The organism is Massilia sp. LXY-6, assembly GCF_051233485.1.
In the GTDB taxonomy this organism is placed as follows: Bacteria; Pseudomonadota; Gammaproteobacteria; order Burkholderiales; family Burkholderiaceae_D; genus Telluria.
This window is the reverse complement of sequence record NZ_JBKFGF010000042.1, coordinates 63384-88795: the sequence shown is the minus strand read 5'-3', so window position 1 is coordinate 88795 and position 25412 is coordinate 63384. Positions and strand designations below refer to the sequence as shown.

The following is a 25412-nucleotide window of genomic DNA, read 5'->3' as shown; positions in this document are numbered from 1 at the left end:
GCGCTCAGCGATCGCACGGAAGACGTTTTCGAAAAGAATCGTGCGCGAAGGTCCCGCCGAATCCGTCTATGATCGCCACATGTCAAAATCACAAACAGGCAGGTGATGGACCAAAAGTGGCCTCAGGAAATCTGGCTGGTCAGGCACGGGCAGAGCGCGGGCAACGTCGCGCGCGATGCCGCCGAGGCAGCGGCCGGGTTGCACATCGATATCGCGGAGCGCGATGTCGACGTGCCGCTGTCCGAGCTCGGCGCGCGCCAGTCGGAAGCGCTGGGCGCCTGGTTCGCGGCCCTGCCCACGCACGGCCAGCCCAACGTAGTGCTGTATTCGCCGTATGTGCGCGCGGTCCAGACCGCGGACATCCTGATGCGCCGCCTCGACCGCGACGGGCTGCTCGCGGTGCACGCCGACGAGCGCCTGCGTGAAAAAGAGTTCGGCATCCTCGACCGCCTGACGGTGCGCGGCATCGCAGAGCAATATCCCGACCTGTACGAACAGCGCCGCCACGTGGGGAAGTTCTACTTCCGCCCGCCCGGCGGCGAGAGCTGGTGCGACGTCATCCTGCGCCTGCGCAGCGTGTTGGACACCCTCACCCGCGAATACTGCCGCGAGCGCGTGCTGATCGTCGGCCACCAGGTGATCGTCAACTGCTTCCGCTACCTGCTCGAACGCATGGACGAAGCCACGATCCTGGAGCAGGACCGCCAGGGCGACGTGCCGAACTGCTCGGTCACCTCCTATTCCTTCGACCCGTCGCTGGGCAAGCGCGGCAAGCTTGCGTCGCGGCTGGTCAACTTCGTCGCCCCGCTCGAAGCAACGGGTACCCGCGTCACCACCGGCAAGGATGTGCCGACGGCGGCCAAAGCTTGAGGCAAACTCCACCATGACGCTGCACACCCACGCCCGTCCGCGCGACCTCGATGCCATCCTGCTGCGCAACTGGCCGCTGCCGATCCCGTCGGGCGAAGGCGACAAGGAAGAACGCGGCCACGTGCTGATCCTGGGCGGCTCGCGCGAGATGCCGGGCGCCGTCATCCTGGCCGCCGTCGCCGCCCTGCGCGCCGGCGCCGGCAAGCTGACGGTCGCCACCGGCAACAGCGTGGCCCAGCTGGTCGCGCTGGCGATTCCCGAATCGCGGGTGCTGGGCCTGGCCGAGAACGAGGCCGGCGGTTTCACCGTCGAAGCCGTGGCGGAACTCGATCCGCTGGCCGACCGCATCAACGCCATCCTGATCGGGCCCGGCATGCAGGACGAGGAAGCGACCGCGCGCCTGGTGCACGCGCTGCTGCCGCGCCTGCACGGAACGGACACCAGCGTCATCCTGGACGCGAATGCGATGGGTGCGATCCTGCATCCGCCGGCAGGCGTCAACCCGCCCTTCCGCTTCGGCGTTCCAGTCCTGGTGACACCGCACGCCGGCGAGATGGCGCACCTGACCGGCATCGCCAAGGAAGAGATCGCGGGCGACGCCGACCGCATCGCGCTCGAGGCCGCGCAGCGCTGGAACGCGGTGGTCACCCTGAAGGGCGCGCGCACCGTGATCGCCACGCCGCGGGGCGAGCGCTGGCAGCATGAAGGCGGCAACATCGGGCTCGCAACATCGGGCTCGGGCGACGTGCTGGCGGGCATCGTGGCCGGCCTGGCGGCGCGCGGCGCCGACCTGGCCCAGGCTGCGGCCTGGGGCGTGGTCCTGCATGCGCAGGCTGGCGAACACCTGGCGGCGCGCATGGGGAAAATCGGCTATCTGGCGCGGGAACTGTCGGACGAGGTCCCCGCGCTGCTCGAACAAGCCGCCGGCGAACCGGCCGACGCGGCGCTACGACCATCCGGCAACTTCGCTGGTGGGAAGAGTTGAACGAAAAAGTTCGGCTCTTAAAGCAAAAGGTGTGCAATTCGGCGAACTGGCAAGAACCATGCAGGCCTGCCGGAGTCGAATTCGTACACCACACGGGGCCGCGTATTGCGTCGGTTCCCTGATGGTTCCATGACTGGGCCGACAGGTCCTGTAGGAACTAACCTGGCGTCGTCGACCCTCCAGCGCCTCACCTGGAGACGGCGGCAAAAAATAGACGTGAACGAGGAGTAAAACCAATGAAAGCTCTTAACAACGCATCGAAGATTCTGTTTGCCGCAGCCCTGATGGCAAGCCTGGCGGCTTGCAAGAAAAACGACACCACCAGCACGACCGGCACCGGCGACACGTCGGCCACTGCGCCGAGCAGCACGTCTGGCACCAGCGGCACCGGCAGCACCGGCGCAGCGGGTAGCACCGCTACCGGCACGGGCACCACCGGCGCGACCGGCACCACCGGCGATACCGGCACCGGCGCAACCGGCACCGGTACCACGGGCACCGGCACCACCGGCACCGGCACCACCGGCGACACCGGCACCGGCGCAACCGGCACCGGCACCTCGGGTACCGGCACCTCGGGCACGGGCACCAGCGGTACCGGGACCAGCGGCACCGGCACTACCGGCACCGGCACCAGCGGCCATTGATTGGCTGCCAGCCGCCAGCCGGCGCCATGGCGCCTCGGCAAAGGGACTGCAACAGGTCCTTTGTGCCCGGTTTGCCAACCTTTTCCGGCTGGCATTGCGTGAAAAAAAGGCCTGCGCGAGCAGGCCTTTTCTTGCTCCGGGGATGCCGCTCAGGCAGCTACCGGACCGCGGCGGCCGGTCGCGAAGCGGCCCGCCTTGACGATCATGCGGAACACGAAGCGCACCATCGCGATGGTGAGGATCGCTTCGACGAAGGTCATCACGAAGGCCGGCAGCGCCGTGAAGCGCACCACGCGGCGGTGGAACTTGGCGGCCATGCGTTCGCGGGCGATCTCGATGCTGTCGTAGAAGGTCGGCACGACCAGCAGGGTCAGCATCGTCGAGGTGATGGTGCCGCCGATGATGGCGACCGCCAGCGGACGGTAGAACTCGCCGCCCTCGCCCAGGCCCAGCGCCACCGGCAGCATGCCGGCGATCAGCGCGAAGGTCGTCATCAGGATCGGACGCAGGCGGGCACGGCCGGCGGCCATCAGCGCGTCCTCGCGGTCCATGCCTTCGGCTTCGCGCGAACGTGCCGCATCCAGCAGCAGGATCGCGTTCTTCGCCACCAGGCCCATCAGCATGATGACGCCGATCAGGCTCATCAGGTTGATGGTCGAACCGGTGACCAGCAGCGCCAGCACCACCCCGATCAGCGACAGCGGCAGCGACAGCATCACGCCGCCCGGCGCCGTGAACGAGCCGAACTGCATCACCAGGATCAGGTACATCAGGCCGATGCCCGACAGCAGCGCGATCACCATCTCGGTGAACAGTTCCTGCTGGTTCTGGCCCATGCCGCCCAGCTTCAGGCCGTAGCCCGGCGGGAAGTCCATGCTCTTGGCCAGCTTCATGGCGTCGGCGGTGACTTCGCCGTTCGAGCGGCCCTGGGCATTGGCCGAGACCGCGATGATGCGCTTGCCGTCCTTGTGCTCGATCGTCGACGGACCCTTGCCCATGGTGATCTTCGCGATCTGGTCCAGCGGCACCATCATATTGCTGCCGGTAACCGCGATCGGCAGGCGCTCGATGTTCTCGGTCGCGACCCGGTCTTCCGGATGCAGGCGCACCGCGACGTCACGGGTCTCGCCGGTCGGATCGACCCAGTCGCCCACTTCGATGCCGGCGAAGGCCACGCGCAGCGCGGTGGCGGCGTCGCCGACCGAGATGCCCATCGAGTTCGCCAGGCCGCGGTCGAGCACGATCTGCAGCTCGTCCTTCGGGTCTTGCTGCGACAGGCTGACGTCGACCGCGCCCGGCACCTGGCGCAGCTTCTCCATGTAGGCCGTGGTCAGTTCCATCAGCTTGCGCGAATCCGGGCCGGTGAACTCGATCCGCACCGGCTTGCCGCCGCCGTTGTTCAGATCGTCCTGGACCACGAATTCCGCGCCGACCAGCGGCTTGATCTTTTCGCGCAGTTCGGCGGCGATCTCGGCGGCGGTACGCTTGCGCTCGGTGCGCTTGCCGATGTCGACGTAGATGCGGCCGCCGCTGGCGGTGATGTTGCTGTTGGTTTCCTTGGTTTCCTTGATCGAGCGGGCGATCTCGGCCGCCTTCTCCATCTTCAGGCGCGCATACTCGACCGAGGTCGACGGCGGCGTGCGCACGTCGATCGCGATGTTCTGCTGGTCGGACTTCGGCAGGAAGGACGAGCCGCCGAAGGACATGTGCAGGGCGATCGCGGCAATGAAAGTCGCCACGGCGATCACGGCCATCGATTTGCGGTGGTGCAGCGCCCAGGCGATCACGTTGCCGTAGCGGTCGGCCTGGTGGTCGAACCAGATATTGAAGCGGGCCAGCAGCTTCGACAGGCCCTTTTTCGGCGCATGGTGGTAGCCCGGCGGATCGCCCCAGAACGCCGACAGCATCGGGTCGAGGGTGAAGGAGATGAACAGCGACACCGCCACCGAGGCCGTCACGGTCAGCGCGAACGGACGGAACCATTCGCCGGACACGCCCGGCATGAAGGCGACCGGGATGAACACGGCCATGATCGAGAAAGTGGTAGAGGCCACCGCCATGCCGATCTCGGCGGTACCGTTGAGGGCCGCGGTGCGGCGGTCGGAACCGTTTTCCATGTGACGCACGATGTTTTCACGCACCACGATGGCGTCGTCGATCAGCACGCCGATCGCCAGCGACAGGCCGAGCAGGGTCATGAAGTTCAGCGTAAAACCGCACAGCCACACGGCGATGAAGGCGGCCAGCACCGAAGTCGGCAGCGACAGTGCGGTAATCAGGGTCGAACGCCACGAGTTCAGGAAGGCGTACACCACGAAGATGGTCAGCACGGCACCCAGCACCAGCGATTCGATCACGTTGTTCAGGCTGTTCTGGGCGTTCTTGCCGCCGTCGCGCACGACTTCGATCCGGGTGCCTTTCGGCAGTTCCTTCTGGATCTGGTCGACCATCGTGCGCACCTTCTCCGCCACCGTCACGGTCGAAGCGTCGCGGGTGCGGGCGATCTGGATACTGACGTTGTCGGCACCGCTGCGGATCGACAGGCTGTCGATGTCGCCGAAACCGTCCTTGATCTCGGCCACCTGGTTCAGGCGCACGATCTGCTCGCCGTTGCGCTTGACGACCACCTGCTGGAAGTCTTCCGGATGCTCGATGCGGCCGACCAGGCGGATGCTCTTCTCGTCCAGCACGCCGCGCACCTTGCCCACCGGGGCGTTGGTGTTCTGGCGCTGCAGCGCGCTGGTCACTTCGCCGACCGAGACGTTGTATTCGCGCAGCTTGTCGGCGCGCAGCAGCACGGACAGCTCGCGCTTGAGCGAACCGCCGACGTTGACGGTGGAGACCCCGTCGATGCTGCGGAAGCGGTCCGCCAGCACGTCCTCGGCCAGGCGCGAAATCTCGGCCTTGCTTTGGGTCGTCGACGACAAGGCCACGTTCATGATCGGCTGGGCCGACGGGTCGAAGCGGCGCAGGATCGGCTCGCGCATCTCGATCGGCAGCTTGTAGCGCACCGCGGCGATCGCGTTGCGAATGTCGTCCGAGGCTTCGATCACGTTGCGGTTGAACTCGAATTCGACCCAGAACTGGGCCGAGCCCTCGTTGGCGGACGAGTTCATCTCGTGCACGCCGGGAATGCTCTGCATCGACTTTTCGAGGCGGTTGACGATTTCGCGCTCGACCGTCTCGGGCGATGCGCCCGGATACGGAATCTGGACGATAATGAAGGGCGCCTCGACGTCCGGGCTCTCGTTCACGCGCAGCTTCTTGAGCGCGAGCAGGCCGAGGCACATCATCATCAGGATCAGCACGATCGTGGCGATCGGCTTCTTGACGCTAAAGTTAGACAGGAACATGGTTTATTTCCCTTATTTCCCTTGTGCGCCGGGGTTGCCCGCGCTGGCCAGCGATTGCGGCGGCGCCTTCGGCGAGGCCATTTCGACCGGCTGGCCATCCTTCAGGCTCGAATTGGGTGCGCGCAGCACCAGGTCGCCGGCGGCAAGGCCCGACTTGACCTCGTAGCTGCCGGTGCGCTGGTCGCGCGCGCCGATGCTCAGGTCGACCTTCGTCAGCGACTTGGGGTTCACTTTCCAGGCATAGGTCTTGTCGCCGGACTTCACCAGCGCGCTCTCCGGCAGCATCAGCGCCGAGGTGCTTTCGGCTTCGATGCGGCCTTCGGCGTACAGGCCGGACACGCGCGGCTGCTCGCCGGTCAGGCCGACCAGCACCTCGACCTGGCGGGTCACTTCGTTGGCGGCCGGGTCGATGCGCTTGACCACGCCGGTGAACTGGCGGTCGCCGTAGCCGTTGATGTGGTAAGACACGCGCTGGCCCACCTTGACGGTGCTGATCTTGTCGGCCGAGACGCGGCCTTCGTAGCGCATGCTGGTCGGATCGATCACCTTCAGGAGTTCCTTGCCGATCGCGGCGGTATCGCCGTTGGATACCTTGCGGTCGGAAACGATGCCGTCGAACGGCGCCCGCACCACGGTACGGCCGACCTGCTGGCGCGCCGTCGCCAGGCGCGCGCGCGCGGCCGAGACTTCGCTCTGGGCGTTGTTGCGGCGCACTTCGGCATCGTCAAGGGCCTGGGCCGAGGTCATGCCCGAGGCGCGCAGGGTCTTCAGGCGGTCCAGGGCGCGCTGCGACTGGTCGAAGGCCTGGGTGGCGGCGCGCAGCGCTTCCTCGGCCGACATCAGGCTGTCGCGGATCGAGGTCTCGTCGAGCTTGACCAGCACGTCGCCACGCTTGACCGGCTCGCCGTTTTCCTTGAGCACCTGCAAGACCACGGCCGAGACTTCGGCACGCAGGTCGGCCTTGCGTTCCGGCTGGATCGAACCGGTGATCACGGGGCCCGAAGCAAGCGCATTGCTCTGCACCGTCAGCACGTCTTCCGGCTGCACCAGCAGCTGGACCGGCTTGCCGTCCTTCTTGGCATCGGCCTGCGCGGTGGCAGGGCCCGGCTTGGCAGGTTCCTTGGAACCTTTACCGCAGGCAGCAAGCGCCGAGGCAATGGCAAGGACGAGAAGGGTTTTGCGCAGCATTCGTGGATCTCCCGGGTGGACTCGTAAGCTATAAATATAAGAATTGTAAAAGCTAGCGCGCAGTATCCGTGAGCCCGCCAGGGCAGTCAATCGACGTAAAGGCAGAGCGTGGTTTTGGATGGATGAACTGCGTTTTTCGGGGATGAACTGCGGTTGGAGAGGATGAAATGCGTCCGGAAATCGGACGGGGTGGACGTCCGGGACGCTCAGCAAACTTGGTCCCCCGCCTGCGCGGGGGCGACGGTGTTGAGGCCAGCGGCTTCAGCACGTCGTACCCGCGAAGGCGGGAACCCAAGTGCCTTTAAGTTTTTACTTCACGAACAGGTGATACACCAGGTTGCCCATCAGGATACCGGTGACGATCCCGCCGCCGATCTCGACCAGAGTGTGCCCCATCCGCTCGCGCAGCGGGCGGTGGCCGGCGTCGGCCGCGCCCGCGGCCAGCCGGTTGATGGCGGCGGCCTGGCGGCCGACGTGCTGGCGCAGGCTGTTGGCGTCGATCATCACGATGAAGCACAGGGTGACCGCCACGCCGAACGCCGGGTGGCCGATGCCTTCGCGCAGGGCGATCAGGGTCGCCATGCTGGTCACGGTGGCGCTGTGGTTGCTCGGGAAACCGCCGTTGCCGACCAGGTTGAAGGCCCAGCGCCGCTGGCGCGCACTGTTGATCAGGAATTTGATCGGGCCGACCACCAGCCAGGTCAGCAGCGGGGTCAGCAGGTAAGTGAAGTCCATGTGAGTTCCGATGTGTTAATACAAAGTAATGCCGGCCAGCATTATCGCAGAAGCGATGCGCCTACCACAGCCAGAAACCAGTAATATGCAGTCCAGTGTGGTTTATCAGACAACGTAGAACGGAGAACTAGATGCAACATTTCAAGCTGTCATTCGTGGTGACGATCGTCCTGCTCGGCCTTGCCGGCTGGTGGGGCTTCAGCCACGGCGGCACCGGCGGCTTGGTCCAGGCATTGTGGATCGCGGCGGTGCTGGGTGTGCTTGAAGTGTCGCTGTCCTTCGACAACGCGGTGGTCAACGCCACCGTACTGCGCAACTGGAACGCGTTCTGGCAAAAGCTGTTCCTGACGGTCGGCATCGTGGTGGCCGTGTTCGGCATGCGCCTGGTGTTTCCGCTGCTGATCGTCTCCATCGCGACCGGGCTGGGCCTGATCGACGTCTGGCACATGGCGATCAACACGCCCGACGAGTACGCGCGCGCCCTGACTTCCAAGCATGCCGAGGTGTCGGCCTTCGGCGGCGCCTTCCTGCTGCTGGTCTTCCTCAACTTCCTGTTCGACGAGGAAAAGGAACTCCACTGGCTCGGCTGGATCGAAGAAAAGGTCGGCCAACTCGGCAGCGAAGGCCTGGCCGTCCTGCTGACCCTGCTGGCTGTGTTCGGCTGCATGAGCCTGATGCCCGAGCAGCGCAAGCTGCCGGTGCTGGTCGCCGGCGTGGTCGGCGTGATCGTCTACGTGGGCGTGGACTGGCTCAGCGGCCTGCTGGAAGAGGAGGAATCGGATCCGGCGGTCGGCAAGCTGATCACGCAGGGCAGCATCGGCGGCTTCCTGTACCTGGAAGTATTGGATGCCTCGTTCAGCTTCGACGGCGTGATCGGCGCCTTCGCCATCACCAACGACGTCGTCATCATCATGCTGGGCCTGGCCATCGGCGCGATGTTCGTGCGTTCCCTCACCGTGTTCCTGGTACACAAGGGCACGCTGGAAGAATTCGTCTACCTCGAGCACGGCGCCCACTACGCGATCGGCATCCTGGCCCTGATCATGTTTGCCAGCGTCGAGTACGAGATTCCCGAGTGGTTCACCGGGCTGTCCGGCATTGCCTTCATTCTGGTGTCGCTGTGGTCGTCGATACGCCACAAGCGGCGCGAACAGCTCGAAACGGCAATCTGATTTTCAACGAAAGGAATTCATTATGGCGATCAGTCTGCAAAAAGGTGGCAACGTCAACCTGTCCAAGGAAGACCCGAACCTCAAGAAAGTGATCATCGGCCTGGGCTGGGATCCGCGCGCGTCCGACGGCGCCACCTTCGACCTCGACGGCAGCGCCTTCCTGCTGCGCGGCGACGGCAAGGTGCGCGGCGACAACGACTTCATCTTCTACAACAACCTGCAGTCGAGCGACGGGTCGATCAAGCACACCGGCGACAACCGCACCGGCCAGGGCGAAGGCGACGACGAGCGCCTGCTGGTCGACCTGAGCCGGGTGCCGCCCGAGGTCGAGAAGATTGCCTTTGCCGTCACCATCCACGAAGCCGACCAGCGCCGCCAGAATTTCGGCCAGATCGCGCGCGCCTTCATCCGCTGCCTGAACGCCGAGGGCGAACGCGAGATCGCGCGCTACGACCTGTCCGAGGACAGCTCGACCGAGACGGCGATGATCTTCGGCGAACTCTACCGCTACGGCAGCGAGTGGAAATTCCGCGCCGTCGGCCAGGGCTACAACGGCGGCCTCGGTCCGCTGGCGCGTTCCTTCGGCGTCAATGTCTGACGCGTTCATGAGCTTTTGACAATCCGCGCGCTCATCGGCAGAATGGGCGCGACTTCACTCAACGCCCATCGACCATGCCCTCGACCTTCCCACGGCGCGCCAGCGCCCTCCTCGCTTCCGTCATCGTCGCCGCCATCGTGCTGTTCGCGCTGTACACGGCCATCGTGCTGCACTGGTCGTATTCGGAAGGCGAACGCGCCGGCTACCTGCAGAAGCTGTCGCGCAAGGGCTGGCTGTGCAAGACCTGGGAAGGCGAGATCCTGCTGTCGAGCATGCCGGGCGCCATCCCCGAGCGTTTCGCCTTCACCGTGCGCGACGACAACGTGGTCAAGCAGCTGCAGGCCGCGATGGGCCAGCGCGTACAGCTCAGCTATTCCCAGCATGTCGGCCTGCCGACCAGCTGCTTCGGCGAGACCGGTTATTTCGTCGACAAGGCGGTGGTCGGCGGCAGCAATCCGGTGGCGCCGAATCCCGGCTCCTGAGCTTTTCCCGCCTGGATGACAAAGTATCAAGCTTGTGTCACCATCCGTTCCTGATGACAACAAACAGGGTGGCATATGCGGGGACGGACGGCGGGAATATGGCTGGCGGCGGCGGGAACGCTGGGCGCGGCGCAGGCGTCCACCATCGTCGACTACACGCTGCTGCGGCCCGAGGGGCGGCGCCACTACCTCGTGGTCGAGCCGGACCGCCTGGCGCGCAGCAACCGTCCCACCGTGATCCTGCTGCACGGCCACGGCGCCTCGGCCGCCTTCATGGTCGGCCTCGATTCCTTCGGCACCTATAAAGCCCAGGACTGGATCCGCCTCGCCGAACGCGAGCGCGTGATGCTGATCGCGCCGGACGGCATCAAGGGCAGCGACGGCAAGCAGGCCTGGAACGATTGCCGCCTCGATGCCGCCGGCAACGCCAACAGTGACGACGTCGGCTTCATCGCCTCCCTGATCGATACCGCGGTCTCCGAACTCGGCGCCGATCCCGAGCGCATCTACGTGTACGGCAGTTCGAACGGCGGCGGCATGGCCTACCGCCTCGGCATCGAACTGGCGCCCCGGCTGGCCGCGATCGGCGTGCAGAGCGCCCTGATGCCGATGCAGAGCCGCTGCAAGATGCCGATGCACCCGCTCTCGGTGTTCGTCGCGCACGGTACCGCCGACGAGATCGCGCCCTACAACGGCGGCAAGGTCGGCCACTGGCTGCTGCGCGACCGCGGCAGCGGCGTCAGCGCCGATGAATCGGTGGCGGTCTGGCGCCGCGCCGCCGGGCTGCCGGAGACGCCGATGCGCTTCCGCCTGCCGCACCTGCAATCGTCGGACCCGACCTCGGCCACGCGCTATGTCTGGGGCAACGATCCGGCCCGCGTGCAGATCCAGTTTATGCGCATCGACGGCGGCGGCCACGTGCAGCCGTCGAAGACCGAGGAGCTGCCGTGGATCCTGCGCAAGATCGTGGGAAATATGAACCACGACGTCGACACGGCCGAGGAAGCCTGGAACTTCTTCAAGGATAAGAAAGCGACTAGCGCACACTAGTCGGGCGTGCGCCAGGCCTGCCTCGGCGCGCCCCGGCTCAGCTTTCGCCGCGCTGCTTGGCGACGACTTCCGACAAGCGTGCCGCAGCCTGCTGCGCCGACGGCAGCTGAGAAAAACGTCCCAGCACTTCGCGCGCCAGGTCGGCCGATTCGGCGCGCTGCTTGGCCTCGGCCTGGGCCGCATCGATCCGTTCGCGCAGGATTCCCAGCTCCGCCACCTGCTCTTCCTGGCGCGCCGATTCGAGTTCCACCAGGCGGCGCTTGGCCTCGGCCATTTCCTGGGTCGCCTGAAGCGTCTTGCGCTGCATCTCGGCGGCCTGCTGGGCGCGCTCCATCAGGGTACGCTGGGCGTCGCGCTTGTCCATCGCGGCCTGGGCCGCGGCCTGCTCGGCCTGCTCGCGCATCGTCGCCAGCTGCGCCTTTTCTTCCTCGGCCTTGGCGCGCGCTTCAGCGGCGGCGACGGCGCCCTGTTCGGATGCCAGGCGCGCCGCGGCCGCCTGGTTGGCGCGGGCATCCGCGGCGGCCTGCTGGCGCTGGGCGGACAGCTTCTGTTCGAGCAGCAGCAGGGCTTCGCGGGCGGCGTCCGCACCCAGCTGTTCGGCGGCCAGCAATTCCTCGGCCAGCTGCTGCTGGCGGCGTTCATGTTCGGCACGCTCGGCCTGGGCGCGCGCCAGCCCGGCGGCGCCTTCCCTCTGCGCCTGTGCAGCCGCCGCGGCCGCTTCCTGGTGCGCGGCCTGCTGTTCCGCCGCGAATGCCGCCTGGCGCTGGGCTTCCAGGGCCGCCTGTTGCGCCGCCAGCGCGCGCTGCTCGCTGTCCAGCTGGGCGCGCAGCAGTTCCTCCTGCTTCCGTTCGGCGGCGATGCGTGCCTGGGCCTGCGCCGCCAACGCGCGCTCGGCGTCCCGGCGCGCGTTCAGCCCGGCCAGCGCTTCCTCCTCGATGCGCACCCGCTCGCGCTCGGCCGCCAGCAGCGCCTCGGTTTCGCGGGCACGCTGTTCGGCCAGGCGCGCCGCTTCACGCTGCAGTCCGACCTGTTCCGCTTCATGGGCCAGGCGCGTCTGCTCGGCCGCGTTTTCCGCCGCGCGGGCATCCGCCGCGGCGCGCGCCAGCGCTGCCCGCTCCTCAGCCAACGCGCGTTCGCGCTCGTGCTGTTCGGCTTCGAGTGCCGCCGCTTGCGCCGCCTCGCGGTCGGCCTCGGCCCGCCTGCGCGCCTGCTCGGCGGCGGCGCGCTCGGCATCCAGGCGGGCCCTAGCCTGCGCGGCTTCCTCTTCCTCGGCCTGGGCGCGCTCCAGCGCCACCTCGCGCAGCTTGCGGTCGGCCTCGATGCGGGCCCCGGTGGCAGCCAGGATCCGGCCTTCCGCCTCGCGCCTTGCCTCGAGCGCGGTCACGGCCATCTCTTCCTGGCGCTCGCGGTGGACGGCGGCGTCGCGCAATTCCTTCTCGGTCTGCAGGCGCATGCGCAGCGACTGCGCGGCCGTGCGTTCGTACTCGGCCTGGGCCACGGCGATCGCCTCGCGCTCCTGCTCGATATGGGCCAGGGCGCGCGCCTCCTCCAGCGCCCTCGCCTCGGCGGCGGCACGGGCGAAGCTCGACGCCAGCGCGACCTGGTCGGCGCGCTCGCGCTGCAGCGCCAGTTCGAGGGCTTCGGCTTCGGCCTCGGCCAGCTTCTCGGCGGTCTGGCGCGCGGCCTTTTCGGCACGCTCGCGTTCGCGCGCCAGGATCGCGACCCTGGCATCGGCGCTGGCGCTATGGCTGACCTCCTCACGCGCCGCGTGCACGGCGGCGACCCGCTCGGCGGCCTGCAGGCGCGCCTGCTCGGACTGCAGGGCCAGCTCCTCGGCCTGGCGCGCGGCCCGTTCGGCGATCTCGGCGTCGGCCCTGGCCTGTTCCTCGGCGCGGCGGCGCGCTTCTTCCTGGGCGCGGGCGCGCGACTCGGCGGCCAGGCGGATCTGGGTGTCGGCTTCGACGCGGGCGCGCAGCTCGGCGGTTTCCTGGCGCATCGCATCCAGGCGCTCGGCGGAGGCCTTGGCGGCGGCGCGCAGGGTCTCGATACGGTCGCGGTTGGCCTCGATCGCGTCTTCCGACGCCTGGGCGTTGGCCAGCGCGGCGGCGGCGGCTTCGGCGTCGATCGCGGCGCGCTCCTCGGCCAGGCTCCTTGCGCGGGCTTCGGCATGGGCGCGGTTCTCGGCCGCCACCGCCGCCTTGGCCTCCGCCTCGACCCGGGCGATGCCTTCCTTGATCGCACGTTTTTCCAACTGCTCGCGCTGCGGCTCGGTGCCGGGCGCCGGATGCTGGCCGGACCTCAGGTCGATCGTGAAATGGGCATCATCGTGGTGGTCGGGGCGATCGGTCATGGGCTACTCGCTGGGTACGGACGGACTGGGGCTCAGCCTGATTATGCGCCATGGCTACAAAATCTGTCACGCCGAACTGAGGCGTGAATCCGCGTCAGTTCGGTGTTTCGCTCATGCGCTGCGGCTAAACCGGCCAGAGCGGCGGTTCGTCCATCAAGGCCACCTGCTCGCGCAGCTCGAGGATGCGGTCCTGCCAGTAGCGCTGGGTATTGAACCAGGGGAAGGCGGCGGGAAAGGCGGGATCGTCCCAGCGCATCGCCAGCCAGGCCGAATAGTGGATCAGGCGCAGGGTCCGCAGCGCTTCGACCAGGTACAGCTGGCGCGGGTCGAACTCGCAGAAGTCCTCGTAGCCGGCCAGCACGTCGCCGAGCTGGCGCACCATCTCCTGGCGCTCGCCCGACAGCAGCATCCACAGGTCCTGCACGGCCGGGCCCATGCGGCTGTCGTCGAAGTCGACGAAGTGCGGGCCGTCGCCGGTCCACAGCACGTTGCCGGCGTGGCAATCGCCGTGCAGGCGGACCGTCGCGAGCTCGCCGGCCCGGTCGAAGCAGCGCGCCACGCCGTCCAGCGCCTGGTCGAGCACGCTGGTGTAGGCGGTCAGCAGTTCGTGCGGGATGAAGCCGTGCCCGATCAGCCAGGCGCGCGGCTCGCGCCCGAAGGTATCCAGGTTCAGCGCCGGACGTTCGACGAACTCCTTGGCCGCGCCCACCGCGTGGATGCGGCCGATGAAGCGCCCGATCCACTCGAGCACCTTGGGATCGGACAGCTCGGGCGCACGCCCGCCGCGGCTGGGAAAGACGGCGAAGCGGAAGCCCCCGAATTCGTGCAGCGTGCTGCCGTCGAGCTCGCGCGCCGGCACCACCGGTACCTCGGCGTCGGCGAGTTCCTGGGTGAAGGCATGTTCCTCGAGGATGGCGGCGTCGCTCCAGCGCGCCGGGCGGTAGAACTTGACCACCACCGGCTGGCCTTCCTCGCGGCCGACGCGGTAGACCCGGTTTTCGTAGCTGTTCAGGGCCAGCAGGCGGCCATCGCCGTGCAGGCCGACGCTCTCGACCGCGTCCAGCACCATGAGCGGATCGAGGCGCGAAAAGGGATGGGATTCCGATTGATTATTCATGCCGTCATTGTAAGGCGCGCGGCGGGCCGGTGCACCCCTTCCTTTTGACGAATTTACTCATCAAATCTTAAGAAACGGGCTAGTTTTTTCTGATAAGCACCGTTATTGCTTAAAATTTGCCGGTTTTACCAATCCTGACGCCATAATGTGTGTGAGCGTACCGAGATATCAAACGCTGCGGAGTCTGATGTCACCTCAGCACCTGAGCGCGATCGCGCGACATGCTGCCACCTGGAGAGAACGATGACGAAAACGACGCTGAGGCTCACCGCGCTCGCCGCCGGCTTTGCTGCTGCCTTCGCCTGCCACGGCGCCATGGCCGCCGACGCGGCCCAGCCGCCCAAGGCCGAACCCCACATGCAGAAGGTGCTGGACGCCCTCAAATCGCTGAACGGCAAACCGATCGAAACCTTGACCCCGGAAGAGGCGCGCAAGCAGCCGACGCCGGCCGACGCGGTCAAGAAGGTGCTTGCCGACGAGAAGAAAAGCACCGCGCCGGAGCCTGGCGTCACGGTCAAGGACATGACGGTGCCGGTCGACGGCGGCAGCATCCCGGTGCACATCTACACGCCGGAGGGCAAGGGGCCGTTCCCGGTGATGGTCTATTACCACGGCGGCGGCTTCGTGATCGCCGACACCAAGGTCTACGACGCCTCGCCGCGCGCGCTGGCGAAGATGGCCAAGGCGATCATGGTCGCGGTCGACTACCGCCAGGCGCCCGAGCACAAGTTCCCGGCTGCGCCGAACGACGCCTACGCGGCCTATCTCTGGACCACCCAGCACGCCAAGGAATTCAACGGCGACCCGGCGCGCGTCGCGGTCGGCGGCGAATCGGCGGGCGGCAACCTGGCCACCGTGGTGTCCATGATGGCGCGCGACAAGAAGGCGCAGATGCCGGTGCACCAGCTGCTGGTCTACCCGGTGGTCGACGACGACATGAACAACGCGTCCTACCAGCGCAACGCCAATGCCAAGCCGCTCAACAAGCCGATGATGGCCTGGTTCTTCAAGTACTACGGCGGCGATCCGAAGAACCCCTACGCCCTGCCGATCAAGGCCGGCTCGCTGAAGGGCCTGCCGCCCGCCACCATCGTCGCGGCCGAGATCGACCCGCTGCTCACCGAAGGCAAGGCCTATGCCGACAAGCTCAAGAAGGACGGCGTGAAAGTCGACTACAAGGAATACAGCGGCGTGACCCACGAATTCTTCGGCATGGGCGCGGTGGTGCCGAAGGCCAAGGATGCCGAGCAATACGCCGCCGATGCGCTGAAGAAGGCCTTCGACGCGAAGCACTGATCATCGATAGCGTTTTTCCGTTTGCGCCGGACGGCCCGAGCAGGCTGCCCGGCGCTTTTTTTCCGCCCGTGCGGCGGCGCAGGGGTTAAACTGGCGCCTTCAACGCCAATGGAATCACCAGTACACATGCAACTCGAACAGCCCCTTTCCGACAAAGAATTCGACGATCTCGACAACTTCCTGCTGTCCGAGCGCAGTCCCGAAGGCGCCATGACCCTGGACACGCTGCACGGCTACCTGACCGCGATCGCGATCGGCCCGGAGTCCATCATGCCGGCCGAGTGGCTGCCGCGCGTGTGGGGCGAGGACGGGGCCGCGCCGAAGTGGAAGAATCCGAAGGAAGAGCAGCGCATCGTCAACCTGATCATGCGCTTCATGAACGAAGTCCTGATTACCTTCGAGGTCGCGCCCAAGGAATTCGAACCGCTCTACGTCGAGCATGAAGTCGACGGCGAGACCCTGATCGACGCCGAAGCCTGGTGCTGGGGCTTCTGGGAAGGCATGGACCTGCGTCCCGGCTCCTGGGACGAGATCTGGGACTCGGAAGCCGGGCCGCTGATGCGCCCGATCTACCTGCTGGGCGCCGACGAGATCGAGGAAAGCGAACTGGCCGAGGTCGAGGATCCGCGCCTGGCGCACAAGCTGGCCCTCGACATCGAAGCCAACCTGCCCGGCATCCACCGCTACTGGCTGCCGCGCCGCAAGGCCACGGTCGAGACCGTACGCCGCGAGGAGCCGAAGGTCGGCCGCAACGACGACTGCCCCTGCGGCAGCGGCAAGAAGTTCAAGAAGTGCTGCGGGGCCGAGCAGGCCTGAGCGCAGCCGCCTTCGCCTCGACCTCCACCCTCCCCGTCATCACCGGGTGCAGGGTGCAGAGGTAGTCGAAGGCCTCTCCCTTTCGCACGGTGTGGCGCCAGCTCTGCCCGGGCTTCAGGTCGCCCGACTTGATGCCCGCCGCGGCCGAGGTCACGTTGTGGATGAACATGTCCTTGTTCACCCAGGTGACCGTATCGCCGGGCCGCACGGCCACCACCTTCGGCGTGAACGCCATGCCGTCGATCACGACGCGGTGGTCGGCCGCCATGGCGGCGGCGGCCCACGACAGCAAGCCAATCGCCACCGCCGCGGATTTCATTTCAGTTGCGCCTGGATCTGCTTCGCATGGTCGAGGTGGGCCGCAATGTTCGGCCGGACCTTGTTCAGCAGCGCTTTCAGCTCGGCGTTGGTCGCGCTCGGGATCAGGGTCTTGTCGATCGCATCGAGGACGGTCTGGTGGTAGGTCACTTCGTTGTCGACATAGGCCTTGTCGAATGCCGCGCCGGACAGGCCCTTCAGGTGCTCGCGGTTGGTTTCGCCGCCCTGGGTGAGCGACTTGCTGGTGTCGTTCTCTTCCGGCGTGACGTGCAGCTTTTTCACCAGCGCCACGGCCTGCTTGTTCACGGCCGAATGGTCGTGCACCATCTGCTTGGCGAAGTCGCGGACTTCCTTGTTCTTGGTTTTCGCTTCGGCCAGCTTGCCGGCATCGATGTCGACCGTGTTGGCGGCGACGACGATGGCGGCGATCTGCGGATCGGTCGGGTTGGCGGCGTGAGCAGCACCCAGCGGGCCGGCGGCCAGCAGTGCGAAGAGGATCGGGGCGAGGGTTTTTTTCATGGCAGTCTCCGTTGGTATTAGAAGTGGAACATACCATTGGATGCAGCAAACCGGCGCCGCGTTCCCGGAAAGTTCAGCCCGCCTTTTCCTCGTCCAGCCGGCGCATGACGCCCTCGACGATCCGGTCGCAGCGCGCGCCGTCGAAGCCGAACGCATCGTCGAGTGCGAAGTCGAGTTCCCGCGCCAGCGCCTCGCGCAGCATGCCACGCGCGCGGAAGTAGCGGCTGCGCACGGTCGCCTCCGGAATGTCGAGCAGCTTGCCGGTTTCCTCGACGCTGAGCTCCTCGACGGCGCGCAGGATGAACACGGTGCGGAAGACTTCCGGCAGGCCATCGATCTTCGCTTCGATCAGGCCGCGCGCCTGGGCGCGCTGGGCCGCCTGTTCCGGCTGCCCGGCCGTGTCGCCGGTGCCGGTGCCGGCGTCGCCGTACTGCTCCATGGCCGGCTCGGCGCCCAGTTCGATCACCTCGGCCATGCGCCCGCTGCTGCGGCGGCGCATCAGCGCGGCATTCATCACGATGCGCGTCAGCCAGGTGGCGAGCGAGGACTCGCCGCGGAAGTCCGGCAAGGCGCGGTAAGCCTGGATATAGGCGTCCTGCAGCGCGTCCTCGGCTTCGGCGTCGTCGCGCAGGATGCTGCGCGCGACGCGGTAGAGCCGGCGGTTGTAGCGCCGCATCAGGCCGGCGAAGGCCGCCTGCTCCCCATCCACCACGCGCTGCCGGAGCGCGGCGTCCGAATCGTCGTCGACTGCAAGCTGCATGAGGCTCTCCCGTGATCGTCTGCGGATTGGATGCACGCCGCGCGCGAAGCGTTCCCAAAATCCATAGCCAAAAACCGGGGTCAGACTCCGATTTTTGGAAATATTCTCATAGATATTGCCAAAATCGGGAGTCTGACCCCGGTTTGTTTTGGCGCAAACTCAGGCGGCGGCTTGCGTCAGGCGGCTTTCGTACATGGCCGCCAGCATGTCGGACTGGCTGACGATGCCGGCGAACACGCCGTCGCGGTCCACCACCGGAATGTGGTGCAGGCCCTGGTTGGTCATCAGCGGCACCAGTTCGGCGATCGGCTCATCGGCGCCCACCGTCTGCACGTGGCGCTGCATGATCTCGACTACCTTGCCCGGACGGTCGCCGCGCATGCCCAGCAGGTGGACGAACAGTCCGCGCAGGCGCTCGCCGAGGGTCTGGTAATCGTCCAGCCCCGCATGGTGCAGGAAATCGTTCTGGCCGACCATGCCGACCACGCGCCGCGCCTTGTCCAGTACCGGCAGCGCGTGCAGGCCGTGCTGGCGCAGCAGGCGCCAGGCTTCCGCCAGCGGCATCCCGGGCCGCACCGTCACCGCATCCTTCGACATGATCGCGCCGCAGGTGATGACGCCGAAGCGGCGCCCGTAGGCCTGGACTTCGGTCTCGAGCAGGATCGCTTCGAGGTCGTCGCGGCTGATGTCGAGCACCTGGCCGTAGCGCGCCAGCGCGGCGTCCAGGTCTTCCTTGGTGAAGCCGAGGCGCGCGGTCGGCACCGGATCACGCGTCGCATGCACGTTCTGCAGCATCGATTGCTGGGTATGCGGGTAGCGGCGCCCCGTCAGGTTGTTGAACAGCAGCGCGACCAGCACGATCAGGGTCGAGTTCAGGCACACCGGCACGAAGGCGAAGCCGAAGCCGGCCGCGTGCACGGCCGGGCCGCCCAGCACCGTGGTCAGCGCCACCGCGCCGCTGGGCGGGTGCAGGCAGCGCAGCAGGAACATCACCAGGATCGCCAGCGAACCTGCCAGCGGCGCCGCCAGCAGCGGATTGCCGATCGCCTTGGCGCAGGCGATGCCCACCAGGGCTGAGATAGTATTGCCGCCGATGACGGACCACGGCTGGGCCAGCGGGCTGGCCGGCACGCAGAACAGCAGCACGGCCGAAGCCCCCATCGGCGCCACCAATGCCAGCGGCAGGGTGGCGGTGCCGAGCATCAGCATACTGAGGCCCGCGGTCAGCAGCAGGCCGAGGAGCGCCCCGGCGACGGCGCGCATGCGCTCGTGGCGCGGGACGGTATTACGTTGCGGCACAAAGGCACGCATCCATTGCAAGGTCTGGTCCAAGATAAAGCTTCTACGAAAAAAACATCACAATATGATATATTATTCGGCTCTTCCCTGCCACTACCTCCATTCGTGAAGCCGATTGCCAAGTCTGATTTCTCCGCTCTTTCCGAATTCCGCTACCAGATGCGGCGCTACGAGCACTTCTCCGAAAACGCTGTCCAGGCCGAGGGCATCACGCCCCTGCAATACCTGCTGCTCCTGCACATCAAGGGTTTCCCGGGCCGCGAGTGGGCCACGATCGGCGAACTGGCCGAGCGCCTGCAGGCCAAGCAGCACGGCGTGGTGGCGCTGGTCACGCGCTGCGAGGCGAGCGGCCTGGTCGAGCGGCGCGCGAATGCCGACGACCGCCGCCGGGTCGAGGTCCACCTGCTGCCGCCCGGCGAAGCCATCCTGACGCGCCTGGCCGAGATCCACCGCGCCGAACTGCGCGCCCTGCAAGGCGTGTTCACGATTCCCAACCTGCCCTGAGCTCCCTATGTCCGTTCACCACCATCTACCCGAGCGCCGCGACTTTTCCGGCGACCTGCGGCTGCTCTTGATCGCCGCGATCGCGGCCGTCATCGGCGGGCTCGCCGTGCTCGCCGCCCACGTGCTGCTGCTCCTGATCCGTTTCTTTACCGACCTGTTCTTCTACCAGCGCTTCTCGGTGGCCGACCTGTCGCCCGCCAACCACGGCCTGGGCGCCTGGGTGGTCCTGGTGCCCGTCATCGGCGGCCTGGTGATCGGCCTGATCGCCCGCTACGGCACCGAGCAGATCCGCGGCCATGGCATTCCGGAAGCGATCGAGGCGATCCTGTTCAAGGACAGCGCGATGTCGCCGAAAGTGGCGGTGCTGAAGCCGCTCGCTTCCGGCATCGCGATCGGCAGCGGCGGCCCGTTCGGCGCCGAAGGCCCGATCATCATGACCGGCGGCGCGATCGGCTCGCTGATCGCCCAGCACTTCCACCTGACCGGCGGCGAGCGCAAGTCGCTGCTGGTGGCCGGCGCGGTGTCCGGCATGACGGCGGTGTTCGGCACCCCGGTGGCGGCGGTGCTGATGGCGGTCGAGCTGCTGCTGTTCGAACTGCGCCCGCGCAGCCTGCTGCCGGTGGCGGTGGCCTGCGCGGTGGCCGGTTTCCTGCGCCCGCTCGCGATGGAAGCGGGGCCCCTGTTCCCGCTGCAGACCGTGCCGGTGGCGCCGCTGGCCCTGCTGTCCTGCCTCGCGGCCGGCCTGCTGTGCGGCGCGCTGTCCTGGACCATGTCGACCATGCTGTACAAGGTCGAGGACTGGTTCCACCGCCTGCCGATCCACTGGATGTGGTGGCCGGCGCTGGGTGCGCTCGCGGTCGGCATCGGCGGTTATTTCCAGCCGCGCGCCCTGGGCGTGGGCTACGACGTGATTGGCGACCTGCTGCACAATCACTTGGCGCTGGGCGCGGTGCTGGCTCTGCTGGGCGTCAAGTTCGTGATCTGGCTGATCGCGCTCGCTTCGGGCACCTCGGGCGGGGTGCTGGCCCCGCTGCTGATGCTCGGCGCCGGTCTCGGCTCGCTGCTGTCGCCCTGGCTGCCGGGCGCCGAGCCGGCCCTGTGGCCGCTGGTGTTCATGGCCGCCACCCTGGGCGGCATGATGCGCGCGCCGGTGATGGCGGTGGTGTTCGCCTTCGAGCTGACCCACGATGCTAACGCCCTGCTGCCGCTGCTGGCCGCCGCCGCCGGCGCCTACGGCTTCACGGTGCTGACGATGGGCCGCTCGATCCTGACCGAAAAGATCGCGCGCCGCGGCCACCACATCTACCGCGAATACGGGATCGACCCGCTCGAGCGCCACAGCGTGGCCGAAGTCATGACGCCGCAGGTCCAGAGCGTCGACGCCAATGCTACCGTGGCCTCGGTGCTGGCCTCGCACTTCGGCCCGGACCAGCGCCACCGCGCCTTTCCGGTAACGCGCGACGGCCTGCTGGTCGGCATGCTCGACCGCGACGCACTCGACGGCCAGGCGCCCGACATCCGGCTTGGCCAGCTGTTCGGCATCAACCGTCCGCCGGTCGCGCTGGCCGGCGAAACCTGCCGTATCGTCGCCACCCGCCTGGCCGTGCACGGCATCGAGCGCCTGCCGGTGGTCGCCAGTGCGGCGGAACCGCGGCTGCTCGGCATCGTCAGCCGCAGCGACCTGATCAAGGCCACCGCCGGACTGCACGCCGAGGAACATGAACGCCGCACCCTGCGCCGCCATCCGCTGGCGCGGAAGGGAGCGGAACGGCGCGCCTGAATCCTGCGCCGGGTCCAGCGACTTATCGAGCAATCATGTACGATAGGCAATACGCGCATCCGCGCCATTGCCTATCTCTCTTGAGGACAAGAACATGCTGAACCCGCTCAAGCGCACCCTTTTCGCCATCGCCGCCGCCACTGCGCTGGCCTCCGCCGCCCATGCCGCCGCGCCGATGGTCAAGTCCCCGTCCCCGGGCTTTTTCCGCCTGATGGTCGGCGACTTCGAAGTCACCCCGATCAGCGACGGCACCGTCGACCTCCCGGTCGACCAGTTGCTGCACCAGAAGCCGGAACAGACCCGCGCCACGCTGGAAAAGAACTTCCTGAAAGTACCGCTGGAAACCTCGGACAACGCCTTCCTGGTCAATACCGGCAGCAAGCTGGTGCTGGTCGACACCGGTGCCGGCGCCCTGTTCGGCCCGACCCTCGGCAAACTCCTGCAGAACCTGAAGGCGGCCGGCTACCAGCCCGAGCAGGTCGACGAGATCTACATCACCCACATGCACGGCGACCACGTGGGCGGCCTGGTCCATGACGGTGAGCGCGTGTTCCCGAACGCGGTCGTGCGCGCCGGCAAGGCGGATGCCGACTTCTGGCTGAGCCAGGCGAACATGGACAAGGCCCCGGCCGACAAGAAGGGCTTCTTCCAGGGCGCGATGGCCTCGATCAATCCTTATGTAAAAGCCGGCAAGTTCAAGGCCATCGAGGGCAACGGCGAGCTGGTGCCGGGCATCTCGGCCGTGGCGGAACACGGCCACACTCCGGGCCACACCACCTACATGATCGAGAGCCGCGGCCAGAAACTGCTGCTGATGGGCGACCTGATCCACGTGGCCGCCGTGCAGATGGATAATCCGCAGGTGACGATCGGCTTCGACAGCGACGAGAAGGCCGCGTATGCCGCCCGCAAGCAGGTGTTCGACGACGCCGCGAAGAAAGGCTACCTGGTCGGCGGCGCCCACCTGCAGTTCCCGGGCCTGGGCCACCTGCAGACCCAGGGCAAGGGCTACCGCTGGGTGCCGCTCAACTACACCCAGATGCGCTGACGTTCAGCTTTTCACTTCGGCCAGGATCGCCGCCAGCTTGTCCAGGTCGACCGGTTTGACCATGTGGTGGTCGAAGCCGGCTTCGAGAGCAGCGCGGCGGTCCTGCTCCTGGCCGTAGCCGGTGATCGCCACCAGCAGCGCCGGCCGGGTGCGTGGATCGGCGCGCAGGCGCCGCGCCAGCTCGTTGCCGTCCATCTCGGGCAGGCCGATGTCCAGCAGGGCCGCGTCCGGCTGCTCGCGCAGCGCCCGGTCCAGGGCGCGCAGCGAATCGTTCTCCACCATCACCACGTAGCCGCAGGCTTCCAGCAGCATCGCCAAAGTGGCCGCGGCGTCGACGTTGTCGTCCACCACCAGCAGGCGCAAGGGACGCGCCTGGTCCGCCAGCGCAGCCGCCGCCGTGCCGGCGTCATGGGCAGGCGCCGCCTGCATCAGCGGCAGGGTCACGATGAAACTGCTGCCCTGCCCCAGCCCGGGGCTGGAGCAGGCCACGCTGCCGCCGTGCAGCTCGACCAGGTTCTTGACCAGCGCCAGGCCCAGTCCGAGGCCGCCCTGCGAGCGGTCGGACGAGCGCTTAGCCTGCGAGAACAGGTCGAACACGCGGGACGGCAGCTCGGGCTCCATGCCGATCCCCTCGTCGCGCACCGCCAGCACCAGGCCCTGCGGACCGGCGCGCGCGTCGACCTCGATGCGGCGCTCCTCGGGCGTGTACTTGCACGCGTTGTTGAGCAGGTTGGTCAGCACCTGCACCAGGCGCGCCTTGTCGCCCAGTACGGTGGCGTCGGGATCGGCCATCTTCACCGCCAGCGACTGGCGGCGCGCCTCGAACAGCGGGCGTACCTGCTCGATTGCCTCGTCGACGATGGTGCGGGCCGCCACCGGCGCGCGCGCCAGCGTCACCAGCCCGCGCGTGACGCGCGAGACGTCCAGCAGGTCGTCCACCAGGCTGGTCATGTGCCTGACCTGGCGCCCGATGATGGCGCTGCTCTGGCGCACTCGCGCTTCGTCCAGGCGGCCGATCTTCAGCAGGTCGGCGGCGGCGCTGATCGGCGCCAGCGGGTTGCGCAGTTCGTGCGCCAGCATGGCCAGGAATTCGTCCTTGCGCTGGTCGGCCGCGCGCAGCTTTTCCTCGGCCTGCTTGCGCTCCGTGATGTCGAGGAAAAAGCTGACGATGCCGCCGTCGGTGGTCGGATAAGCGCGCACCTCGTAGTAGCGCTCCTGCCCGTCCGGCATGCGGTGCAGGTATTCGGCGCGTCCGGCCACGCGGCTTTCCTTTACCTCGTGGTACATGCGGCCCAGCTCCGTATCCACCGCTTCCGGCCAGACATCCCAGTGGTTACGCCCGAGCGTCTGCTCAGCGGTACGGCTGGACAGGCGCAGCCCTTCCGCGTTGATCTGTAGCACGGTCCAATCGGGCGCTATCAGGGCGAAGCCTTCGGCGATCGAGTCCAGGATGATCCGGCTGCGGTCGCGTTCCTCGCGCAGGGCCGAGCGCGCGCGCGCCAGGTCGACCGCGGTCCACAGGCGCTCGGACATGCTGCGCGCCAGCGCGATCTCGGCATCGCTCCAGCGGTGCGGATGCTCGTGCCCCAGCGCCAGGAAGGACAGCAGGCGCCCGGACTTCACCAGCGGCACCAGCAGGCTGGCGGTCACGCCCATCGCCATCAGGTAGGCCTGCTGGCAGGCGGCGGTGCGCGGGTCGGTGCGCACGTCGGTGATGGCGATGATCTCGCCGGCGCGGCCGGCCGCCGCGACCTCCGCGCCGAAGGCTTCGATCGCGAAGGTATTGCCGGACAGGTTCGAGCTGCCGTGCCGCTTCCAGTCGCGCGGCACGTAGAAAGTGTTGCGCTCGTCGTCGACCTCGCCGTACATCACGCGCTCGACCGCCAGCTCCTCGCCCAGCAGGGCGCTGGCGGTGCCGATCGCCTCCTCGCTCGATTCGAGCGTGCGCAGGGCGTCGGCCAGCGCCAGCTCGAAGGCGGCGCGCTGTTCGGCGACGACGCGGGAGGTGGTCTCGATGCAGGTGCAATACATGCCCATCACCCTGCCCTGGCCGTCGTGCAGCGGCGCATACGAGAAGGTGAAATAGGTCTGCTCGGTATAGCCCTTGCGCTCCATGATGAGCGGCATGTCCTCGAAGTAGGAGGACTGGTTGGCCAGGGCGCGTTCGGCGATCGGCGCGAGGTCCGGCCAGATCTCCCACCAGACGCGGTGGAACAGCTCGCCGAAGGCGGCCGGGTGCTTGTCGCCGAGGACCGGGACGTAGGCGTCGTTGTAGAGGAAGACCCGCTCCGGCCCCCAGGCCACGAACATCGGGAAGGGCGAGCTGAGCGCCATCGACACGGCCGTCGCCAGTTCGGGCGGCCAGGATTCGGGAGGGCCGAGCGGCGAAGTGCGCCAGTCGCGCGCGCCGAGCAGGCGCCGCGTCTCGCTGTCGCCCAGCCCGGCGGTTATGCGCAAAATGTCAGCCATGGGTCGATTATTCCACACTTCATGGCTGGGTAAGTTCACGATTTCAACATTGTGTC

22 protein-coding genes are annotated in these 25412 nt (G+C 67.3%); 12 read left to right on the top strand and 10 right to left on the bottom strand.

The window, feature by feature from the left end:
• Positions 1-105 precede the first annotated feature (105 nt).
• The 3 genes from ACI48D_RS19125 (at position 106) to ACI48D_RS19115 (ending at position 2502) form a co-directional block, all read left to right on the top strand.
• Entirely contained in the window at positions 106-870 is a 765-nt protein-coding gene (locus tag ACI48D_RS19125; RefSeq protein WP_435572832.1) for a histidine phosphatase family protein, read from the top strand.
• A 13-nt stretch (positions 871-883) separates the two neighbouring features.
• The gene (locus tag ACI48D_RS19120) at positions 884-1855 is read left to right on the top strand and encodes an NAD(P)H-hydrate dehydratase (protein WP_435572831.1); all 972 of its coding nucleotides are present in this window, start codon (positions 884-886) and stop codon (positions 1853-1855) included.
• Positions 1856-2091: 236 nt separating this feature from the next.
• Positions 2092-2502 (top strand): hypothetical protein, encoded by a 411-nt coding sequence (locus ACI48D_RS19115; protein ID WP_435572830.1) that lies wholly within the window; start codon positions 2092-2094, stop codon positions 2500-2502.
• A 149-nt stretch (positions 2503-2651) separates the two neighbouring features.
• On the opposite strand, the gene ACI48D_RS19110 is transcribed toward ACI48D_RS19115, so the two are convergent.
• The 3 genes from ACI48D_RS19110 to ACI48D_RS19100 all read right to left on the bottom strand — a co-directional run bounded on the left by ACI48D_RS19110 (position 2652) and on the right by ACI48D_RS19100 (position 7778).
• A complete protein-coding gene (locus ACI48D_RS19110) occupies positions 2652-5855 on the bottom strand; it encodes an efflux RND transporter permease subunit (RefSeq protein WP_435572829.1) in 3204 nt (1067 codons plus the stop codon).
• 12 nt (positions 5856-5867) lie between these two features.
• Positions 5868-7043 carry an efflux RND transporter periplasmic adaptor subunit gene (locus ACI48D_RS19105; RefSeq protein ID WP_435572828.1) on the bottom strand — a complete coding sequence of 392 codons (1176 nt, stop codon included), beginning with the start codon at positions 7041-7043 and terminating at the stop codon, positions 5868-5870.
• Between the two features lie 309 nt (positions 7044-7352).
• Positions 7353-7778, bottom strand: coding sequence for a divergent PAP2 family protein (locus ACI48D_RS19100; protein ID WP_435572827.1), 426 nt, complete (start codon positions 7776-7778; stop codon positions 7353-7355).
• A 131-nt stretch (positions 7779-7909) separates the two neighbouring features.
• On the opposite strand from ACI48D_RS19100, the gene ACI48D_RS19095 reads away from it, so the two are divergent.
• The 4 genes from ACI48D_RS19095 to ACI48D_RS19080 all read left to right on the top strand — a co-directional run bounded on the left by ACI48D_RS19095 (position 7910) and on the right by ACI48D_RS19080 (position 11080).
• On the top strand, positions 7910-8950 hold the full coding sequence (locus tag ACI48D_RS19095; protein ID WP_435572826.1) for a DUF475 domain-containing protein: 1041 nt from the start codon (positions 7910-7912) through the stop codon (positions 8948-8950).
• Between the two features lie 22 nt (positions 8951-8972).
• Positions 8973-9548 (top strand): TerD family protein, encoded by a 576-nt coding sequence (locus ACI48D_RS19090; RefSeq protein ID WP_435572825.1) that lies wholly within the window; start codon positions 8973-8975, stop codon positions 9546-9548.
• Between the two features lie 74 nt (positions 9549-9622).
• The gene (locus tag ACI48D_RS19085) at positions 9623-10030 is read left to right on the top strand and encodes a hypothetical protein (RefSeq protein WP_435572824.1); all 408 of its coding nucleotides are present in this window, start codon (positions 9623-9625) and stop codon (positions 10028-10030) included.
• A 75-nt stretch (positions 10031-10105) separates the two neighbouring features.
• On the top strand, positions 10106-11080 hold the full coding sequence (locus ACI48D_RS19080; RefSeq protein WP_435572823.1) for an alpha/beta hydrolase family esterase: 975 nt from the start codon (positions 10106-10108) through the stop codon (positions 11078-11080).
• Between the two features lie 37 nt (positions 11081-11117).
• On the opposite strand, the gene ACI48D_RS19075 is transcribed toward ACI48D_RS19080, so the two are convergent.
• Both ACI48D_RS19075 and ACI48D_RS19070 read right to left on the bottom strand, forming a co-directional pair.
• Entirely contained in the window at positions 11118-13430 is a 2313-nt protein-coding gene (locus ACI48D_RS19075; RefSeq protein ID WP_435572822.1) for a hypothetical protein, read from the bottom strand.
• Positions 13431-13554: 124 nt separating this feature from the next.
• Positions 13555-14547, bottom strand: a complete 993-nt coding sequence (locus ACI48D_RS19070; protein WP_435572821.1) for a serine/threonine protein kinase — start codon at positions 14545-14547, stop codon at positions 13555-13557.
• Between the two features lie 243 nt (positions 14548-14790).
• On the opposite strand from ACI48D_RS19070, the gene ACI48D_RS19065 reads away from it, so the two are divergent.
• Positions 14791-15843 carry an alpha/beta hydrolase gene (locus ACI48D_RS19065; protein WP_435572820.1) on the top strand — a complete coding sequence of 351 codons (1053 nt, stop codon included), beginning with the start codon at positions 14791-14793 and terminating at the stop codon, positions 15841-15843.
• A 126-nt stretch (positions 15844-15969) separates the two neighbouring features.
• Positions 15970-16659: a UPF0149 family protein gene (locus ACI48D_RS19060; RefSeq protein ID WP_435572819.1), complete on the top strand. Its 690-nt coding sequence runs from the start codon at positions 15970-15972 to the stop codon at positions 16657-16659.
• Here ACI48D_RS19060 and ACI48D_RS19055 read toward each other — a convergent pair.
• From ACI48D_RS19055 to ACI48D_RS19040, 4 genes are all read right to left on the bottom strand, one after another.
• Entirely contained in the window at positions 16628-16978 is a 351-nt protein-coding gene (locus ACI48D_RS19055) for a cupredoxin domain-containing protein (RefSeq protein ID WP_435572818.1), read from the bottom strand. The two genes, ACI48D_RS19060 and ACI48D_RS19055, sit on opposite strands and share 32 nt — an antisense overlap.
• The gene (locus ACI48D_RS19050; protein ID WP_435572817.1) at positions 16975-17496 is read right to left on the bottom strand and encodes a DUF4142 domain-containing protein; all 522 of its coding nucleotides are present in this window, start codon (positions 17494-17496) and stop codon (positions 16975-16977) included. The genes ACI48D_RS19055 and ACI48D_RS19050 overlap by 4 nt, the downstream gene beginning before the upstream one ends.
• A 73-nt stretch (positions 17497-17569) precedes the next feature.
• Positions 17570-18256, bottom strand: coding sequence for an RNA polymerase sigma factor (locus ACI48D_RS19045; RefSeq protein WP_435572816.1), 687 nt, complete (start codon positions 18254-18256; stop codon positions 17570-17572).
• Positions 18257-18415: 159 nt separating this feature from the next.
• Positions 18416-19588 carry an HPP family protein gene (locus tag ACI48D_RS19040; protein ID WP_435572815.1) on the bottom strand — a complete coding sequence of 391 codons (1173 nt, stop codon included), beginning with the start codon at positions 19586-19588 and terminating at the stop codon, positions 18416-18418.
• 126 nt (positions 19589-19714) lie between these two features.
• On the opposite strand from ACI48D_RS19040, the gene ACI48D_RS19035 reads away from it, so the two are divergent.
• The 3 genes from ACI48D_RS19035 (at position 19715) to ACI48D_RS19025 (ending at position 22887) form a co-directional block, all read left to right on the top strand.
• Positions 19715-20059 (top strand): MarR family winged helix-turn-helix transcriptional regulator, encoded by a 345-nt coding sequence (locus ACI48D_RS19035; RefSeq protein ID WP_435572847.1) that lies wholly within the window; start codon positions 19715-19717, stop codon positions 20057-20059.
• A 7-nt stretch (positions 20060-20066) separates the two neighbouring features.
• A complete protein-coding gene (locus ACI48D_RS19030; RefSeq protein WP_435572814.1) occupies positions 20067-21839 on the top strand; it encodes a chloride channel protein in 1773 nt (590 codons plus the stop codon).
• 94 nt (positions 21840-21933) lie between these two features.
• The gene (locus ACI48D_RS19025; protein WP_435572813.1) at positions 21934-22887 is read left to right on the top strand and encodes an MBL fold metallo-hydrolase; all 954 of its coding nucleotides are present in this window, start codon (positions 21934-21936) and stop codon (positions 22885-22887) included.
• A gap of 3 nt (positions 22888-22890) precedes the next feature.
• Here the strand turns inward: ACI48D_RS19025 and ACI48D_RS19020 are convergent, their stop codons facing one another.
• Entirely contained in the window at positions 22891-25356 is a 2466-nt protein-coding gene (locus tag ACI48D_RS19020) for an ATP-binding protein (protein ID WP_435572812.1), read from the bottom strand.
• Positions 25357-25412: the final 56 nt, after the last annotated feature.